This window comes from Brachyspira hampsonii (genome assembly GCF_002214805.1).
Lineage (GTDB): Bacteria > Spirochaetota > Brachyspiria > Brachyspirales > Brachyspiraceae > Brachyspira > Brachyspira hampsonii.
Map to the genome: position 1 here is coordinate 616,025 of NZ_CP019914.1, position 20,043 is coordinate 636,067.

Consider the following 20,043-nt stretch of genomic DNA (forward strand, 5'->3'; position numbering starts at 1 on the left):
AATATATATTTTTTTTAACTTAAAGTGTATTTTTATATATAATAATGTGTATCTAATAGTGTATTTAGAAGTGTATCTGTATTTAGTTGATAATTCCATAATACTCAATATTGATTTTTAATGTTTTTTTACTAAAATACAATTAGACTATTAAGCAGGAGTATAAATATGAAAAAATATAATATTAATAATAAACCATTTTATTTGCCTGAAAACCTAAATGAGTTTGAAGAAAATTCAAGCAATATTATAATAATATCTTATAAAAAAGGCAGATATAAAACATCTGAAACATTATTAAATGATGATAATGAATTAATTGAAACATTAAAAAATAATATATGTTTATTCAAAAATTCTGCTTTTATACATCTATGTAAATACAAATATCAAATTATAGAACAAGTATATAATATAAAATTAGAACATTTACAAAAAAGTTTTATAATAAAAAATGATATAAAATCTATAAGAACCACATTGCATAAACAATTTTATAAAGATTTATTAAATCATTATAAAAGAGATGAAAAAGAAATATTATATTCATATCATCATTTTATAATACTTGAAGAAATATGCAGATTAGAAGAAGAAGTAAAAACTAAAGAAGAAATAAAAAAAATGATATTTGATACTGAAGCATTATCAAAAAAAGAAAAAGAATATTTAAATATAGGTATTGAAAGATATAATGCTAAAGATTTCAAAAATGCTTTGAATTATTTTAATAACTGTTTAGAATTAAATAAAGAAAATATTGAAGCATACAAATATATTGCTAAATCATATTATGAATTAAAAGAATATAATAAGGCATTAGAAAATTTTTATAAATATATAGAATCAAACACTGATGACTGCGAAATATATAATCTAATTGGTATATGTTTTTACCATAAAAATGATTATAATCAATCAATAGAATATTTTAATAAATGTATAGAATTAAATAATGATAATTGTTCATACTACTATAACAGAGCTGCAGCAAAATTTGAAAATAAGGAATTTGAAAGCTCTATAGATGATTATTATAAATGTTTAGAACTTAATACTAAAGATTCTAAAAAAATATATTTTTACATAGCAAAATCAAATTATGAATTAAATCAATATGAAGAATTTACTAAAAATCTCAATAAAGCTATAGAATTAAATTTTGATAATGAAGAATTAAATTTCTATAAAGGATTTTTAAATTATAAAGAAGGCAATTTTAATGAAGCTAAAGAATATTTTAATAAATCTATAAAAATTAAATATAATACTGAAAAATGTTATTTATATATAGGTATTATAAATTATAAAGAAAATAATTTTCAAGAAGCTTTAAAATATTTAAATGATTTTATACAGCTAAACAGTAATAATTTTGAGGCTTATTTTTACAGACTTAAAACAAATTATAAACTAAACAATTATGGAGAGTTTAGAGATGATTTACATATAGTTATTGAAAATTACAATTCAGATGAATTAAATTTCTATAAAGGATTTTTAAATTATAAAGAAGGCAATTTCAATGAAGCTAAAGAATATTTTAATAAATCCATAGAATCAAAATATAATAATGACGAATGCTATTTATATATAGGCATTATAAATTATAAAGAAAATAATTTTAAAGAAGCTTTAAAATATTTAAATGATTCTATAAAATTAAACAGAGATAATGACCAAGCATATTATTTTAGAGGCTCTTACTATTATGAATTATATAAAAAAGATGAAGCAGATAAAAAAGCAGATGATATAAATGCTTTAAACGCTTTGGAAGATTTTGACGAAGCTTTAAAAATTAATCCTCAATTAGGAAATGCTTATGCTAAAAGGTCTGAAATAAAATTACATATTGGCATTGAAAATAACGATGAAAAAATGAAAGATGAAGCAAAAGAAGATATATTTAATGCTTTGAGATATAAAACAAATTTAGCTGAAATAATTAGTGTTTTTATAGAGCTTTATTATAATGATTTTAAAGAAAATAAAAAAAATAAAGATAGTTTTAATTATTTATATAACTTACTTCAATATTCAATTAAATTCAAACAAATACATAAAACTATAATAGATATAGTATCATATTGCCTTATTTTTAAAACAGGACATGAAAAAGATTTAATACTACTTATTAAAGATATAGAAGATTTTAATTATGATATTGCTGTATATTATTTTATGATGAAAGATTACGAAAAGTCTTATGAGCGTTTCAAAAAATGCTTAAACTCAGAATATTATAAATTAGATGAAATCTATTATAATATATCAGTTTGTTTATACTGCTTAAATGAGTACAAAGATTCTATTGAATATTTGGCAAAGGCTTTGGAATTAAATTGTGATAATTATAAATATAAAAATACTATGATGATAGTTTTATATAGAAGTATTAACTATTCTCCTTTAGAAAAAGATTATATAATTGAATATGCTGATAAATACTGCAATTTTGATGATAATAATTATTTATATTATTTTGCCTATATATTAAGATTATATTTTGATTTAAAAGTAGGAAAAATATCATCAATAGAAGAATTAATTAAAATATTTCATCAAAACAAAAAAATATATTCATTTGTATTAGCATATTTTAACAATACATATGATACATCCAAATTTACTAGTACTATTCATATAATATATAATGAATACATATATATTAATGCCTATATTAATGAAGATGATGAACCATCTATTGAAGACTTGTATTTTTATGAAAGAGCTATTGAATTAAGAAAATCAAATAATATATCATATAATGATTTAAGTTTGAATAGAGCTAAAATACTTTTTGATTTGAGAGAATATGAAAAATCTTTAGAAGAATTAAAAAGATTACAAGACACATATAATTGGGCTTTTGATTATTATTCAGCTTTATATAGCTTTATTAATAATGATTATGAAACTTCAGAAGATAATTCAGATATGTATCATTATTACTTGCAAGAAGTATTATCTAAAAAAGATGAAATAAAATTTTATTTTAATAATTCCTCATTTAGCTATACACTGGAAAAAGATATACATTATATATCTTCTTTCTATAATAAATATGGTATGCTTGATAAGACATTAGAATTTTATAAAAATATAATTGAATGTTTTAATCAGAATAAAGATACTTATAATTTTTTATATATTTTTATAGCAGTAATTCAGCTGTCTTTATATGAGTATACAGATGATTATGAATATATAAAAGAAGCAGCAGCAAATATTGAATATTATCAAAAAAATTCTAACCACGCACAATACAATAATTTTTTTAAAAACATTTGTTTATATGATTATAGTATTTATAAATTAATCGGAGAAAACAATTTAAAAAACTCAGACTATGAAAAGGCATTAAATTATTTTATTATATCAAGATATATTTGTTTAGAAAATAATCGTTTTGATACTTTTGCTTATAATATAACATTTAATATTGCTGTATGTTTATGCAAACTAGAAAAATTTGATGAAGGAATTGGATATTTAGAAGAATATATTGATAAGAAAAGAGAATATTATTTTTATGATAATCTTGATATAAATGAGGAATTATGCAAGCTCTATATAATTAAGTATAAATATAAAAAATATTTAAAATATAAAAATGATTATATAAAAAATGATATATTTGATAGTATTAAGAAATATGGAAATAGGTTTGATTATTTATTAAAGTATTTTGAATCAAAATTTAAAAAGCATGATAAAGACATATATTATCGTAATTACCTACACTCAATATTTAATTCCGTTATAGAAGAGAGAGAAAAAATTAATGATGATGTAAATGATTATATTTTATATGATATATATGATGAGATTATGAATGATAATAATGATTTATATAATGCTGAAAAACTCAATATATTATCAGATATGGCATATAGTTTATATAAAATAAATAATGATGAAAATTATAAAGAAGATTCATTAAAATATTTTAAACAAATATTAGATTCAAATAATATAAGATCTTTTAAATTAACAGCATCCGATATTCAAATGGAATATTGTTTTAATATCATAAATGAAAAATTTAATTCTAAATTGTATAATGAAGTAATTAATTTTATTTCATCTATCAATAATATCTTTTATATAGATGAAGATAAAAAGAATATTCTTAATTCATTTATATTAAAATCCTATTATGAGCTTGGAGACTATGATAAAATTATAAAAATGAATAATAATAATGCTTATTTATATTTATCATACATCAAACTTGAAAACCTCACTGAAGCATACAAAATTTCAAGAGATATTGATAAAGAAGCATTTAATGATGAATATTTTATAGAAAAATTAAAAGATATTTATAAAAGAGGACCATACGAACAAAAAAGCAGAGTAGAAAAATTCTGCGGCAAGATAAATATAGAGCTTTAAATTATTAAAAAGCAGTTTATATATTGAAAAATTATATATAAACTGCTTATTAACTATAAATATAAAAATTAATTCATATCTACTCTGTCTAAAATACTTCTGGCTAAAGATCTGGAATCAGCATTTTCTATATCGCTTGCCAAAGATATTCCATAAGTAATACGAGTTATCCTGCCGTTAAAATTATTATCTTTTAATGTTTTATAAATATACGATGCAGTTGTATCAGCTTCTAAAGATGCACTGAATGCTATCATTATTTCTTCTACACTATTTTTATTAACTCTTTCTATAAGTTCTCTTATCCTTATATCGCTTATACCAATGCCTTTAAGCGGAGATATAAGCCCTCCTAATATATGATAAACTCCATTATATTCTTCTGTTTTTTCTATAGCAAGCATATCAGGATATGACTCTACAATACATATTTTATTATGCTCTCTTTTATCATTACTGCATATACCGCAAATATCATTATCACTCAAACTATAGCATACATTGCATAACTTAATATTTTCATGCAAAGAAGAAAGAACCTCAGAAAATTCTTTTAAATACTCATCATCGCAGTCAAATAAATATAAAGCAAGTCTCATAGCTGTTCTTGTACCTATTCCAGGAAGTCTTGCTATTATCTGTGTAAGTTTATCTAAGGATTGTATATTATTCAAAATAATTATTCCTTATTATTATTGTCATCGTCATTATTTTTATTATTAATGTTATTCATCATATCATTCATCTTTGATATCATGTCAGGAGTTATAGAATCTAAAGAAATATTTATTTTGCCATCCTTATATTCTACAGAAGTCATTTTACTTATATCATTAAACATCTGATTCATATCTTTAAAATTCATATTAAACAAATTAGGCTGCTGCTTAACCTGCTCTGAAGTATTATCAGAATCTTCTTCCTCTAATTTTTTTCTTAATTCATTTACTTTTAAAACAGCTTCATTAATGCTTGAACTTATCATTTCTTCTAATAATTCTTTCTGATCTTTTGCTAAAAGACTTTCATCTATAGTAAAACTAGTTATATTATATGATTTATTCATAGTTAAACATACCAAATTTCCTGCAGAACTATATTTTATGCTGTTTTCACTCATAATTTTATACTCCTTTTTATTAATACGATATAATATATATTCTTTTTAATAATTTATCAATAAGAATAAAACTGTATAAATTTGACTTTTTTATTTTAAGAATATAACATATACTTTATTAGTTTAACAAAAATAAAACTGTATATTTAAGATGTTTATAAAAAGAATTATATTATTAATACTTATACTTCCATCTATATTGCTATCCCAGCAAACGATAAAAGAAATAGGCGAAACTTATGAAAAAGAGAATATAGCTGTATTTGAAATAGAAAGTACATCATCAGGATACGGAAAAAATTTAGGTACTAAAATGACATCTTTAATAGAAAATTCATTGACAAGAATGAATAGATTTAACATAGTAGATAGAAAAAATTTAGATAAATATTTAAAAGAAATGGAGCTTCAATTAACAGGAATCACAGAAAAGCAAGTAATTGAAGTTGGTAAAATATACGGTTATTCAAAGGCAGTAACCGGAAAAATAATATCTGCCAATGTTACTGCAGAATATAATGATGACGGAAGTTTTAGTTTATATTCTACAGTTGAAATGGTGCTTCAAATAGTGGATGTTGAAACTACTAAAATACTTTACTCTTCAAAATTAGAAGGCTCTTCATATTACAGCACTAGTACATACCCTTCTTATTCTTTAAGAGAAAGTCTTATAGATGATGCCTGCAATAATTTAGCTTATAAAGTTGAAAGCAAAATGAGAAGCATATTTAAAATAACATTAACAATAGCCGATGTAGACGGCGGAAATGTTATATTGCTTGCAGGTAAAAATCATGGAGTAAATTCAAAAACTAGATTTAAAGTTTATTCCAAAAAAGAAGATATAATACTTCCTTCCGGAAATATAATAAGCGGCGGATATAATTATAAAGGCACTTTAAGAATAAAAGAACTTAACAATGAATATTCTATAGCAAAAATATCAAGAGGAAATAATATACAGGTAGGAGATATTGCAAGGGAAACTGTTATAGGCGATTTCGGTATCGGAATATTCTTAAATTATGCTTCCTATAATATAAATAATACAGAAAGAATATATCAGAGCAGTTTAAAACCAAATGGCGGAAAGATAAAAATATCATTAAAAAAGAATGAATATGCTTTAGGACTGCATATAAAAATGGGATATAATGGAGTATTATTTTCTCCAAATTTAAGTATAGGGATATTATTCGGAGACTTTTTAAAATCAAGTTATGCAGTAGATACTAGATTTAATTTTGATATTAATATAAATTTATATCAGGAAGTTTTAAGATTTGTAATTTCTCCGTATATAGGTATGGGAATATCTTTCACAACTATAGGAGAAGTATTCGGAGGAAATTACTATACCGATAATTATAGCTATTTGAAAAACGGCTCTAAAATAGATTCAAGAGATATTATGTTTGGTATAGGGGCTATAGCTTCTTTACAGTATAATATCACAGATACTATAGGATTAAATTTAGGAGTCGGATATAGATTTTACACTAATCCTATTAATTTAGGTGTTTTCAGTGATGGTAATGAAATTTCTTTACCAGAGAAAATTAAAACGGTTAATCTTACAGGATTAGAATTTACATTTGGAGCATTTTTTATATTATAATGAGTACAAAAATCATAGCAATATTATTTATCATATCAAACACATTCTTTGGAGCTTTCTACTTTTCGGATATAGCTAAAGAATACGGAACTAATGAAAGCAATAATACAGAAAAAAAACCCGTAATAGAAACAAATGAACAGTTAAAAACAGAATATAATATAAATACTAACAGTATTGAATCATTCTTTAATATGGAAGGTACAAATATTATAAAACAAAATGGTGTTATAAGCTCTCCTGTTTTAATAGAAGATACAAGCAAAAGTAATCCTTTCAGATATACAGAAGTAACCTTTATTTTAACGGCATTCTTTTCATATACTTATGCAACTTATTTGACATTAGGTTTAACTTCTATAGAAAATTCAAATGTTGCTACTTCAACTACAGGAAGAAGCAGATATAAAACTTTATGGATATCAACTACATTATTTGAAATAACAGCAGGATTATTCTGCGGAGCTGCGGTGGCTTATGACAGCTATCAAAGAGTCTTCGGCAACAAAAAAAATGACGGATTCACTTTCAGCTTTGTACCTTTTTATGAACCTATAAATAAAGATGCCGGATTTGTGTTTTCTTTAAATCATCCTCTTTAATTTTAAAAAGTATTAATGATCTATATTCATACTTTAAAATATAGCGGTAATTACCGGAAAACTAAAAAACATAAATATTTTTTTAGTTTTATAAGTTAACCTCTGGAAATAATTATTTTTTTCTTTTTTAATTTTGGAAGTAAATTTTTATTTATAAGAAGTAAATATGTTATGAAACAAAGGGCTATCATCGATGCCAATATTAAAGCACCCCTGATATTAATATAATAATTATCACTTTCTTTTATATCTGATTGCGATTGAAGTTCGGTATTTTTTGTCTCTTTATTATCATCTCTAATAATTTTTATAATCTTTTCATTTTTAGTATCATCTAAATAGCCGAATGTTTTAGCATAAGATAATATATATTCTTTATCAGTTTTTAACCTTTCTATGTTATTTGATATTTGAATTTTCTTTCTGTTTAATTCTTCAACTCTCTTTTTTTTACTTTCTATAATAATTTTTTTAGCATCTAATGTAAGAAATCCTTTAGAGCTAAACACAAATACATATACCATAAAAGCTATTCCAACTAATATGATACTATAGAATATTTTAGAGCCGATTCTAACATTAAAATACATAAATTATTAACCTTATTAAATATACAACTTATTATCGGAAGTAATTTATTAAAGTTAATAGTCTTTATATATAAATATACCTACCGCAGTTCGATACATATATACAGTAATATTATTATACAATAATTTTTAATAATATTTACAGTTTTAATAATTGGAGATTCACAGTCGTTCCACGCTCTGCATGCCTTCAGTAACCACCTTATTTTGACTACGCTATGTATGCCCTATTTGTCTCATCGCAAAGCATTCCTACGGCATGCGATAAACTATATACTCAACAAGCTCGTATACGCTTCGCAAAAGACCACATATTTATATACTAAATAACAAATTACACAACATATAAAACATTATATTTGTAGTTTTACAATTAAATAATTTTCATAATTAATCTTGTTAAGTACTTTTGAAACAAGTATATTTTTCTATGATAAATAATTGCATTCTATTTCATCATTATAAAATATATAATCATTTTGAAGTTCTATATTTTATAAAAAATACTGCTGTTACTATAAAAGTTAAAACTTCTGTAATAGGCATAACATACCATATACTATCTCTTACAAATATTAAAGGCATTACAAATATTAAAATACCGCTTATTATAAGTCCCCTTAATATTGCAATTATAAATGAAGAAGCTGGTTTCATTATAGCCTGAAAATAGTATGTGGCATATATATTAAAAGGAAGTATCAAAAATGATATAAAATAAGCTCTCATAATATTTTTTGATATGCTTAAAGCTTCATCTGAAGGCTTCATAAATACTTTCATTAAGAAATCTGTATTAAAGTATGTAAATAAAGTAGAAACTATAGCCAATATTAAAGCTGTAAATATACCGTATTTTACTGCAGATTTTATTCTATCCATATTTCCTGCTCCCAAATTAGAAGATATTATAGGCTGTGCAGCTTGTCCTATTGCATAAGCTGATGACTGAACTAATATATTAATATTTATTATTACAGAATACACCGCCAATGCAGAAGAATTAAAATATTTCATTATTTGATTATTAAACATTAAAGCAAGTATTCCCATTGCTATATCTATAAAAAATGTAGAAAAACCAATAGATACAATGTTTTTTGATAATGAAAATAATTTATTTACTTTTACAAATTTTAAAGTATTCTTTTTTGTAAATAGATGAGATATTAAAATTGAAGCAGTGATAACTTGTCCTATAGCAGTAGCAAGACCGGCACCAAATATACCCATGTCGCATACAAATACAAAAAAGTAATCACCAAATATATTAAATATACCTCCAGCCATAACGGCAATAGTTGCTTTCATAGGGGCATTATCATTTCTAAGATATGCTGCAAAAAACTGACTGAATGAAAATAAAGGCAGAATTATCTTTATAGGAAGGAAATATATTTTAGCTAATCTTAAAAGTACATCATCAGCACCGAAAAAATAAAGTATATTATCTTCAAATATTATTGATAAAACCCAAATTATAAATATAACTATTGATAAAGCAATAAATGAAGAAGTAAAGAAAATATTTGATTTTTCATGCTCTCCAGATCCTCTTGCCTTACTAAAAAGTACAGAACCACCTATACCAAATAACATGCCTATGCTATATATTATATTCCATATAGGAGCAAATACAGCTAAAGCAGCGGCTCCATTATCACCCTCATACTGCCCTACCATAGCAACATCAACTATAGAATAAATTGCCGCTATTAAAGCACTGCCGAAACTAGCATATAGATACTTAAAAAATATTTTCTTCACATCAGTTTTAAGAATATCCATAAAATAACCCCTAAAAAATAAAAAGCTGAAAAAGAAATCTAATAATTAGACATCTTATCCAACCTTTGGTATTTTTCTATCCAATAAGTCCTCCGATGAACTTGCCGGATATTATATCATATATAGATTATAAGTCAAATTTTGGACTAATTTTTTTTATAAATACTCAATTTTATTGCAGTACTTATCATATTTATTTATTGATATTTTTTACATAATATATTATATTAGATAATATAAAGTGTATTACTATAGAAAATAAGAAGATATAATATATGAAAAAGTTTTTATTCACATTTGTTTTAATGTTAATATTATCAGCATTAGCTTATTCTTTTCCCTACAAGATGTATACCGGTATGACAGGAGCACTTCGTCTTGGGGGAACTCTTTATCTTAATAATGACAGAATAGGTACAAAAAAATACACTTTATCGAGTCCTTTAATGATAAATTTCGGAATACTTAGAAATTTAGATATATTTGCAAGAATAGTTCCTATAACTTATATTCCGGAAATAGGCGTAGGTGTGGAGGGACAGCCTCAATTTTCTATAATGCCTAGATTCCAATTTTTCAACGGATTCATAGGAGCTGTTGAAGTATTATTTCCCGGATCATCTAAGCAGAAATTCGGACTTAATCCTCAGCTTCACTATTTAATAGGTTTAGGAGACTTTTTTACAGCATTTTTTAATTTTGAGCTTCCTATGTATTTTGATGATCCTAGAGGAGTTGTTGAATCTATAAGATTAAAAACAGCTTTCGGAGTTTATCCGGGAGCATTATTCGGATTCTCTTTGGCAGGTATATATTTAGAATATCATTTTGCTTATGACTTTTATAATAATGCCTTATTGTATCTTAATCATTTAGGAGTAGGTCTCTATTTAGTATTAAACAGTGATGCAAGCTTGTCTATAAACTTTACACCGTATTTAGAGCAATTATCAACAGGATTTTATTTCGGAATAGGGGCATCTATATCATATACATTTGATTTCAGTCAATTCCTTAGATAATTATTTTAATATTACAATCTTTTTATTACAAAAAATTTTTATTGTTTTTTATGGAGATAACAATGAGTCAAAATTTTGAAGATGTTATTAATAAATTAAGAAATTTAGATATTACAAATAGAAAAAAAGGAGAATTGTTTGAAAAAATATCAAAGCAATTACTTAATGAAAATAATACTTCAAATTCATACAAAAAAATATCCTTATGGAATGAATGGGAATATAGAGAAAATGAAAATGATGATGGTATAGATATAGTTATAGAAACTCATGATAATAAATTCATTGCTGTACAGTGTAAGTTTTTTGAAAATAATACAATAGGATTTAAAAATTTATCTACATTTTTATCAAAGCTGCAAAGCGGTGTAAATAATATAGATTTTTCAAAAGGAATAATTATAACTACATCAGCTATTACAAAAACAGCCAAAGAAGAAATAGAACAGATTAGAAAGAAAATACCAATAGATTTAATAACTTCAGAAGATTTTATTAATTCAAATATAGATTGGGGAAAAATAGATATAAATAACCAAAATCAAACCGAATTGCCTATACAAGAAAAGAAAAAACTTAGAGAACATCAAATAGAAGCAGTAAATAATGCAAAAAAATACTTTAAGAATCCTACTAATACACGCGGAAAATTAATAATGGCATGCGGTACAGGGAAAACATTTACATCTTTAAAAATAGCAGAAAGTATAACAGATAAAAATGGAATAATAGTATTTTTAGCACCAAGTATAGCATTATTAGGGCAAACTTTTAGAGAATATTGTAAAGAAAAGATTGATCCTTTTTTAGCATCTATAGTATGCAGTGATAGTAAATCAGGACAAAGTGAAGATGATACAGACCCAATAGAATTACCGTATGCTCCGTCTACAAGGTATGAGGATATAATAGAAACTTATAATAAAGCTAAAAATAATTCACAAAGATTTATAATATTTTCTACTTATCAAAGTTCTTATAATATAAAAAAAGCACAAGAAAATGGACTTCCTGAAATAGATTTGATGATTTGCGATGAAGCACATAGAACAGTAGGTGCTATGGTTAATAATACAAATAAAGACAGCAAAGAATATTTATTTGGAGATGTAAAAGATGAAGAATTGAATGGATTTGTTCTATGCCATAAAGATGAGAATATAAAAGCTAAAAAGCGTATATATATGACAGCTACTCCGAAAGTGTATACAGAAAAAAGTAAGGCTAAGGCAAAAGAAAGAGATAGCGAAATATTTTCTATGGACGATACAGAAATATACGGAGATGAAATATACAGCATAAATTTTGCAGAAGCAGTAAATAAACAGCTTTTAACAGACTATAAAGTTATTATATTAGTATTAAAATCTGAAAGTTTAGCAGAAATAGCTAATAATGCCATAGTAGAACTTAAAGCTGAAAATAAAGAACTTAATCATAAACTTATAGATCATAATTTTGTATGTAAGATAATAGGTACGCATAAAGGATTAAGCAAAAAAGATTTAGTTACTTTAGATATTCATAATAAAGAAGATAAAGATTTTATGAATGAAATGGATAAAAATCCGTCAAGAAGAGCTATAAGTTTTTGCAGAAATATAGCTACAAGTAAAAATATTAAAAACTCATTCGGAACTATAATAAGATGCTATGATAAGAAATTAGAAAATGATTCTTTTAATAATCTTAATATATATATAGATCATATTGACGGTACTATGGATGCAAAAATAAGATTAGATAAACTCACAGAATTAGACAATCCGGCAGAAAATACATGCAATGTTTTATCTAATGCAAGATGTTTAAGCGAAGGTATTGATGTTCCTGCACTTGATACAGTAATATTTTTTGACGGCAGAAATGCTATGGTTGATATTATACAGGCAGTAGGAAGGGTAATGAGAAAGGCTCCTGACAAAGAAACAGGATATATAATACTTCCTATTGCATTAACTCAAGATGAAATTGATAATCTTGATAAAGCAGTACAAAATACAAATTTCCAAAATATATGGAATATCTTAAAAGCATTAAGAAGCCATGATCCTAGTTTGGTAGATGAAGCAGTATTTAGAGAAAAAATAAAAATAGCAATAAGCGATAACACATCAAAAGAAACAGACCCAAAGAAAAAAGATAAAAAAGACAGTAAAAATAAAGATGAGGAAGAAGGACAGTATATATTTGATTTGACTACATTGCAGGATATAGCAAATTCTGTATATAATGTAATGCCTACAAAATTAGGAGATAAAGGATATTGGGAGAGTTTCTCTGCAAAAACGGCAAAAATAGCAGAAACTATAAATATAAGATTAAAAGACATATTTGATAAAAACCCTGAAATATTAAATGTATTTTGGGATTCATTAAAAGAAAATATACATTCAAATATAAAAGAAGATGAAGCTATAGATATGATATGTTCGCATATTATTACAAAGCCTATATTTGATGCACTTTTCGGAGATGATTCTAATAAAAACCCTATAAGCAATGCATTAGATAAAATAGTGGATGAACTTCAGAAATTAGGATTGGGCAGAGAAGAAACTACTGATTTGGATAAACTTTATAAAAATGTTAAAGAAAATGCCAAACTTGCAAAGAGTCAGAAAAGCAAACAGGAATTAATAAAAAATCTTTATGATACTTTTCTTAAAACTGCATTCAAAAAGCAAAGCGAAAGATTGGGAGTAGTTTATACTCCTATAGAAGCAGTTGACTTTATACTTCATTCAATAAATGCATTGTTAGAAAAGCATTTTAATCAAAATTTCAGCAGTAGCAATGTAAAAATATTCGACCCATTTACAGGTACAGGAAGTTTTATAGCAAGACTTTTATCGAAAGATAATAATTTAATAGATGATGATTCTTTAGAAAATAAATATAAGAATGAATTATTTGCTCAGGATATAATACTGCTTGCATACTATATAGCTATGATAAATATTAGTAATGCCGCCAATGAAAGAAATAGTAATTTAGGCGGCTTCAAAAATATAGCTTTAGCGGACAGCTTGGACTATTTAGAGAAAAAAGACTATAAAAATGATGTATTTGACTTTGCCGAGCTTAAAGAGAATAAAGAAATAAGAAGACATATACTAAATGAAAAAATAAATGTAATATTGGGCAATCCGCCTTATTTCGGAGGAGCAAAAAATCAAAATGATAATAATGCCAATATAAGACACCCAATACTTGAGGAAGAAATAAAAAATAATTATGGGAAATACTCAAATGCGAAATTAGCAAAAAATACAAGAGATACATTGGTGCAGTCAATATATATAGCCTCAAAAAGATTAGAAGATAAAGGAATAATAGGCTTTATAACTAATGGCTCATTCATAGATTCAGTAAGTGCTGATGGAATAAGAAAATCATTATATGAAGAATTCAGCAATATTTATATAATTAATTTAAGAGGAAATCAGAGAACAAGCGGAGAATTGTCAAGAAAAGAAGGAGGTAAAATTTTTGATGCAGGTTCTAGGGCAAGTATAGCTATTATATTTTTAATCAAAGATAAAAGTAAAAAAGAAAGAAATATTTATTATTATGATATAGGTGATTATTTAAGCAGAGAAGATAAATTATATAAATTAAAAGAGTTTAAAAATATTAATAATATAAATTTTATAAATATAGTGCCTAATGAGAAAAATGACTGGATTAATAAAAGAATGAATTCTGAAGTCTGGGAAAAATATATAAAATTAAGAAAAATAAATAATTCAGATAACTATGTAATTTTTAATATAAATGGATGCGGTTCTGTATCAGGCAGAGATCCTTGGGTATATAATTTTGCTAAATCAAAAATAAAAGAGTCAATGAGAAAATGTATTGATGCTTATAATAAAGATTTATCAAAATTTAATTTTAACAAATTTAAAGATAAATTAGTAAATGTAAAGAAAACAGATTATTATAGAATGCTTGATAATGATGATATCACTACAGATAAGACAAAAATATCTTGGACAGATGCATTAAAAAAGAGATTAATAAGTAAAAAGAATATAGAAAAATACAATGATATATATATAAGAGAAGTATTGTATAGACCATTTATGAAAGAGTATTTATATTACAGCAAAGAATGGAATGAAAGACCTTCTCAGTTTTTATCATTATTTCCAAAAAATAACAGTGAAAATATAAGTATTATTACAAGTGCTATGATAGGTAAAGAATTTTCTGTATTGATATCTAATGATATTATAGATTATCAGTTTTTACCTAATTCACAGGTATATCCGCTTTATTTTTATGATGATACGGGTATAAGGAATTATGCTATTAACGATTATGCTTTGAGGATATTTAGGGAGCATTATAATGACAGCTCTATTAATGAGGAAGATATTTTCTACTACATATATGGTGTGCTTCATCATAAAGCTTATTTAAAAGAGTATGAAAATGAACTATCTAAAGAAGCACCTAGAATACCGTTAAGCAGAGATTTCAGGAAATTATCCGCTTTAGGAAAAGAGCTTGCAGATTTACATATTAATTATGAAAGTTATACTAAATGGGATAAATTTGAATATAAAGATGGTTTGCTTGCTGATATGGATGCAGAAGATTTTTATGATGTTGAAAAAATGAAAATTAAAGATAATGGCAGAACTATAGAATACAATAAAAATATTGATATTATAGATATACCTCAGAATGCTTATGAATATAAAATCAACAGCAAGAGTGCTATTGATTGGGTGATAGAAAGGTATCAGATATCAAAGGATAAAGACAGCGGTATTATTAATAACCCTAATCTTTATTCCGGAGGCAGGTATATTTTTGAGCTTATGCTTAGCATTATTAATATGTCAATAAAAAGTACCAAATTAATAGAAGAAATTAGCAAACTAAACTTTGAATAAATATTTCATATATTGACTTTTTTTATATTTTTATATAATCTACTTTAATGATTAAATACTATATTTTATTAATGATGATAACAGTAAATGCACTATACCCTATAGTAATAGTAGAAGAAAAAGTGAGTAAGAAAAACATGTATCCATGGCAGAATTTAGAGTATACTCTCATATATACAGGAGATGCAGATAAATTTAAAGCAGAGGGTATAAATACGAATGCCATAAGCGATTTTGAAGTTCTCAATGAAAGAGTAGAAATAGAAACTATACATAAAGATAATGAAATTCCAACTATGAATTATAAAATAATATATACTATGAAGCCTTTAAGAAATGGAAAATTAAAAATACCTGAGTTGGAAGCGAGATATTATAATGTAGAAAGAGGAAACAGTTTAGTACCAAAAGAGCAGATAATAGATGAATATAATATAAGAGTATTCAGTTCATGGTTCCTATTAATAATGATAGGACAATGGATAGTAATAATTCTTATAGCACTTTTAATTTATAAGTTTATAAGAGATCAGTATAAATTAAATAAAAAAAACTTTGAAAATAAAAATAATCATAATTAAAATATATAATAGAACTATGAGGAATAATATATGACAGATAATTTGAATAACAGCGAAAATACGAATGAAATCAGTAATGAAATAGCCAGTGCGAGCAGGGATTTACAGGCTATATCAGAAGCCTCAAAAATGGCTCTTGATGTTGTAAATGCTATAAAAAATGAAATAAAAAAGGTAATAATTGGGCAAGAAAACATGCTCGATAAACTTCTATTAGGAATTATATGCGATGGGCATGTGTTATTAGAAGGAGTACCGGGACTTGCAAAAACATTAACCGTAAAATCATTGGCAAGCACAATAGATGCAAGCTATAAAAGAATACAGTTCACACCGGATTTGCTTCCTGCTGATATAGTAGGTACTGAAATTTATGATATAAAAAATTCTGTATTTCTTCCTAAACAAGGACCTATATTTTCTAATATAATATTAGCAGATGAGATAAACCGTTCGCCTGCTAAAGTACAGTCAGCACTTTTAGAGGCTATGGGAGAACATCAGGTTACTATAGGAGATAAAACATATAAACTTCCTGATGTATTTTTGGTATTAGCCACTCAGAACCCTATAGAACAGGAGGGAACATATCCTCTTCCTGAAGCTCAGGTTGATAGATTTATGCTTAAAGTTATAGTAAAATACCCTACTAAAAGTGAAGAAAAAACTATAATAAAAAACATGTCATCTTCCAAACCGGCAGAATTAAAACCTATAACAACTATAGAAACTATAGAAAAATTAAGAAAATTAGCCAATCAAATTCATATAGAAGAAAGACTGATCGATTATATAGTGAACATTATAGATGCGACAAGAAATCCTAAAGATTATAAACTTCAAAGCGAATACATAGAATACGGAGCTTCTCCAAGAGCAGGAATATATTTGACTAAAGCCGCAAAAGCAAATGCTATGATGCAGGGCAGAGGATTTGTAATGCCTGAAGATATAAGAGCTGTTGCCTATGAGATATTAAGACACAGAATAAGCGTAAGCTATGAAGCACAGGCTGAAAATGTAACAAGCGATATGATTATAGAAAATCTGCTAGCAAATATAAATGTGCCTTAAAATATTAGTTTATAAAAATGATTGATTGTTAAAGCCTGATTATTAATTTAATCTGGCTTTTTTATTATATATGATTAATTGTAATATAAAAATTGTGAGCGTCTGCTAAGTTTACTTGGCAGACATTTTCAGCGAACAATTTTTATTAGCAATAATAAAAAAATCTGCTTGCAAATATAAATGTCCCTTAAAATATTAGTTTATAAAAAAATGATTGATTATTAAAGCCTGATTATTAAGTTAATCTGGCTTTTTTATTATATATGATTAATTGTAATATAAAAATTGTGAGCGTCTGCTAAGTTTACTTTGCAGACATTTTCAGTGAACAATTTTTATTAGCAATAATAAAAAGCCTGCTTTCAAATATAAATGTTCCTTAAAATATTAGTTTATAAAAATGATTGATTGTTAAAGCCTGATTATTAATTTAATCTGGCTTTTTTATTATATATGATTAATTGTAATATAAAAATTGTGAGCGTCTGCTAAGTTTACTTGGCAGACATTTTCAGTGAACAATTTTTATTAGCAATAATAAAAAAATCTGCTTGCAAATATAAATGTTCTTTAAAATATTAGTTTATAAAAATAATTGATTATTAAAGCCTGATTATTAACTTAATTGGGATTTTTTAATAACTTAAATATATATTCATTTTTTAATTATATTAAGATATAATGTTATCTTTAACATTTTACTATCAAAACAGATTAAACAACTTAACATAATATTTTTTATATAAATTCTATAAAGCAATTTTTGTAATTACCGAATATATAATATAATAAATTTATAAGATAATGGAGTGTATTATATGGTACGTTCTTTATGGACAGCAGCAAGCGGTATGAACGGTATGCAATTTAAAACTGATACTATCGCAAATAACCTTGCCAATGTTAACACTATAGGATATAAAAAAGTAAGAGCTGATTTTGAAGATTTAATATATCAAAACTTAAAAATACAAGGCACACCAGCCACAGAAGATACAGTAAGACCTGTAGGACTTCAAACAGGACTAGGTGTAAAAAGTGCTTCTACACAAAAAATGTTTGATCAAGGCTCTCTACAGGCAACAGGAAATAAACTTGACTTGGCATTGGAAGGAGAAGGTTTCTTTCAAGTATTAATGCCAGACGGAAGCGTTTCATATACTAGAGACGGATCTTTCAAAATTGATGCTAACGGTCAAATGGTTACTTCAAACGGATACAGATTAGTCCCAGAAATAGTATTCCCTGAAAACTTTTTGGTAGAACAGATAAGCATATCAAGAGAAGGTGTTGTATCTGTAAAAATAGGAGATGAAAATGACCCTGTAGAAATAGGACAAATTACACTTCATAGATTCATCAATCAGCCCGGACTTCTTTCTATAGGCGATAACTTGTATAAAGAAACCATAGCAAGCGGACCTGCTTTTGAAGGCGAACCTGGTGCTAACGGATTTCCTAGAATACATCAAGGCTTCGTTGAAATGTCAAATGTTAAAGTTGTTGATGAAATGGTTGATATGATAGTTGCACAAAGAGCTTATGAGATGAACTCAAAAGCAGTACAAACTAGTGATAACTTACTCGCTACTGTTGTAAACTTAAAAAGATAATTAAGAATATACATAACTAGTAATAGATAAGGGGCTTTAAAAGGCCTCTTTTCTGTATATAGCACCATAAGAACTTTCATCTTTCACATAAAGACTAACCATAGTATTATATTCATATTTTATCTTCTCAGCATACGATTCTCCATATACATCATATGCATTTCCGGCATTATAATATCTAAGAGACTTCACTATATCTCCGTCAAATTTATCTAAAATTTTATTTATAAACCTTACGCCAAGTACAATATTATCTCTTGGATTATATCTATTTAAACTAGGATCAACATCTTTATTTGCAATAGGAGTTATTTGGCAGTATCCATAAGCATTCTTTCTTGAAAGTGCTGTAGGTATGAAACTGCTTTCCACTTTAATTAAAGCAACCATTAATAAAGGATCAACATCATAGTTACTGCAAACATCAAAAACATCTTTTATAAACCAAAAATCCTGACTATAATGATTAGATACATCTTTAATCAATGTTACCCAATCATTGGAAGGAAAAGAATAATCATTGATATTGAAACTATGCGTCTCCAAATTGAGATTACAAAGAAATAAGACTAATATTATAACTGCTCTTTTCATAAACCTCCTGTTAGATTTAATATCCTATTAATTATCTAATATCAAAAAACACAAACTATATTTTAAATATTAACATTTTTTTAAAAAATGTCAGTTAAAAAATATATTTTTTTACATATATAATTACACT

Annotated in this window: 13 protein-coding genes; 8 read left to right on the top strand and 5 right to left on the bottom strand. The window is 25.4% G+C overall.

Features of this window, described 5'->3' with window-relative positions:
* Positions 1–168 precede the first annotated feature (168 nt).
* The gene (locus tag BHAMNSH16_RS02485; RefSeq protein ID WP_069731712.1) at positions 169–4,401 is read left to right on the top strand and encodes a tetratricopeptide repeat protein; all 4,233 of its coding nucleotides are present in this window, start codon (positions 169–171) and stop codon (positions 4,399–4,401) included.
* Positions 4,402–4,469: 68 nt separating this feature from the next.
* On the opposite strand, the gene recR is transcribed toward BHAMNSH16_RS02485, so the two are convergent.
* Both recR and BHAMNSH16_RS02495 read right to left on the bottom strand, forming a co-directional pair.
* Complete coding sequence (recR, locus tag BHAMNSH16_RS02490) at positions 4,470–5,075, bottom strand: recombination mediator RecR (protein WP_008729331.1); 606 nt, start codon at positions 5,073–5,075, stop codon at positions 4,470–4,472.
* Between the two features lie 5 nt (positions 5,076–5,080).
* Complete coding sequence (locus BHAMNSH16_RS02495; protein ID WP_008729330.1) at positions 5,081–5,521, bottom strand: YbaB/EbfC family nucleoid-associated protein; 441 nt, start codon at positions 5,519–5,521, stop codon at positions 5,081–5,083.
* A gap of 151 nt (positions 5,522–5,672) precedes the next feature.
* Here BHAMNSH16_RS02495 and BHAMNSH16_RS02500 point away from each other — a divergent pair, with 151 nt between their 5' ends.
* Together BHAMNSH16_RS02500 and BHAMNSH16_RS02505 are read left to right on the top strand one after the other, a co-directional pair.
* On the top strand, positions 5,673–7,142 hold the full coding sequence (locus tag BHAMNSH16_RS02500) for a CsgG/HfaB family protein (RefSeq protein ID WP_069731713.1): 1,470 nt from the start codon (positions 5,673–5,675) through the stop codon (positions 7,140–7,142).
* Complete coding sequence (locus tag BHAMNSH16_RS02505) at positions 7,142–7,744, top strand: hypothetical protein (protein WP_008729329.1); 603 nt, start codon at positions 7,142–7,144, stop codon at positions 7,742–7,744. Before BHAMNSH16_RS02500 ends, BHAMNSH16_RS02505 begins: the two co-directional genes overlap by 1 nt.
* Positions 7,745–7,839: 95 nt before the next feature.
* On the opposite strand, the gene BHAMNSH16_RS02510 is transcribed toward BHAMNSH16_RS02505, so the two are convergent.
* Both BHAMNSH16_RS02510 and BHAMNSH16_RS02515 read right to left on the bottom strand, forming a co-directional pair.
* Positions 7,840–8,334, bottom strand: coding sequence for a septum formation initiator family protein (locus tag BHAMNSH16_RS02510; RefSeq protein WP_008729328.1), 495 nt, complete (start codon positions 8,332–8,334; stop codon positions 7,840–7,842).
* 474 nt (positions 8,335–8,808) lie between these two features.
* Complete coding sequence (locus tag BHAMNSH16_RS02515) at positions 8,809–10,122, bottom strand: MATE family efflux transporter (RefSeq protein ID WP_008729327.1); 1,314 nt, start codon at positions 10,120–10,122, stop codon at positions 8,809–8,811.
* Between the two features lie 275 nt (positions 10,123–10,397).
* On the opposite strand from BHAMNSH16_RS02515, the gene BHAMNSH16_RS02520 reads away from it, so the two are divergent.
* From BHAMNSH16_RS02520 to flgG, 5 genes are all read left to right on the top strand, one after another.
* On the top strand, positions 10,398–11,144 hold the full coding sequence (locus tag BHAMNSH16_RS02520; protein ID WP_008729326.1) for a hypothetical protein: 747 nt from the start codon (positions 10,398–10,400) through the stop codon (positions 11,142–11,144).
* Positions 11,145–11,206: 62 nt separating this feature from the next.
* Complete coding sequence (locus BHAMNSH16_RS02525; RefSeq protein WP_069731714.1) at positions 11,207–16,051, top strand: type ISP restriction/modification enzyme; 4,845 nt, start codon at positions 11,207–11,209, stop codon at positions 16,049–16,051.
* A gap of 71 nt (positions 16,052–16,122) precedes the next feature.
* Entirely contained in the window at positions 16,123–16,632 is a 510-nt protein-coding gene (locus BHAMNSH16_RS02530) for a BatD family protein (protein ID WP_039953833.1), read from the top strand.
* A 30-nt stretch (positions 16,633–16,662) separates the two neighbouring features.
* Positions 16,663–17,706, top strand: coding sequence for an AAA family ATPase (locus BHAMNSH16_RS02535; protein ID WP_008726977.1), 1,044 nt, complete (start codon positions 16,663–16,665; stop codon positions 17,704–17,706).
* Positions 17,707–18,524: 818 nt separating this feature from the next.
* Complete coding sequence (gene flgG / locus BHAMNSH16_RS02540) at positions 18,525–19,319, top strand: flagellar basal-body rod protein FlgG (protein WP_008726144.1); 795 nt, start codon at positions 18,525–18,527, stop codon at positions 19,317–19,319.
* A gap of 36 nt (positions 19,320–19,355) precedes the next feature.
* Here the strand turns inward: flgG and BHAMNSH16_RS02545 are convergent, their stop codons facing one another.
* Complete coding sequence (locus BHAMNSH16_RS02545) at positions 19,356–19,913, bottom strand: lytic transglycosylase domain-containing protein (protein ID WP_008726978.1); 558 nt, start codon at positions 19,911–19,913, stop codon at positions 19,356–19,358.
* Positions 19,914–20,043 lie beyond the last annotated feature (130 nt).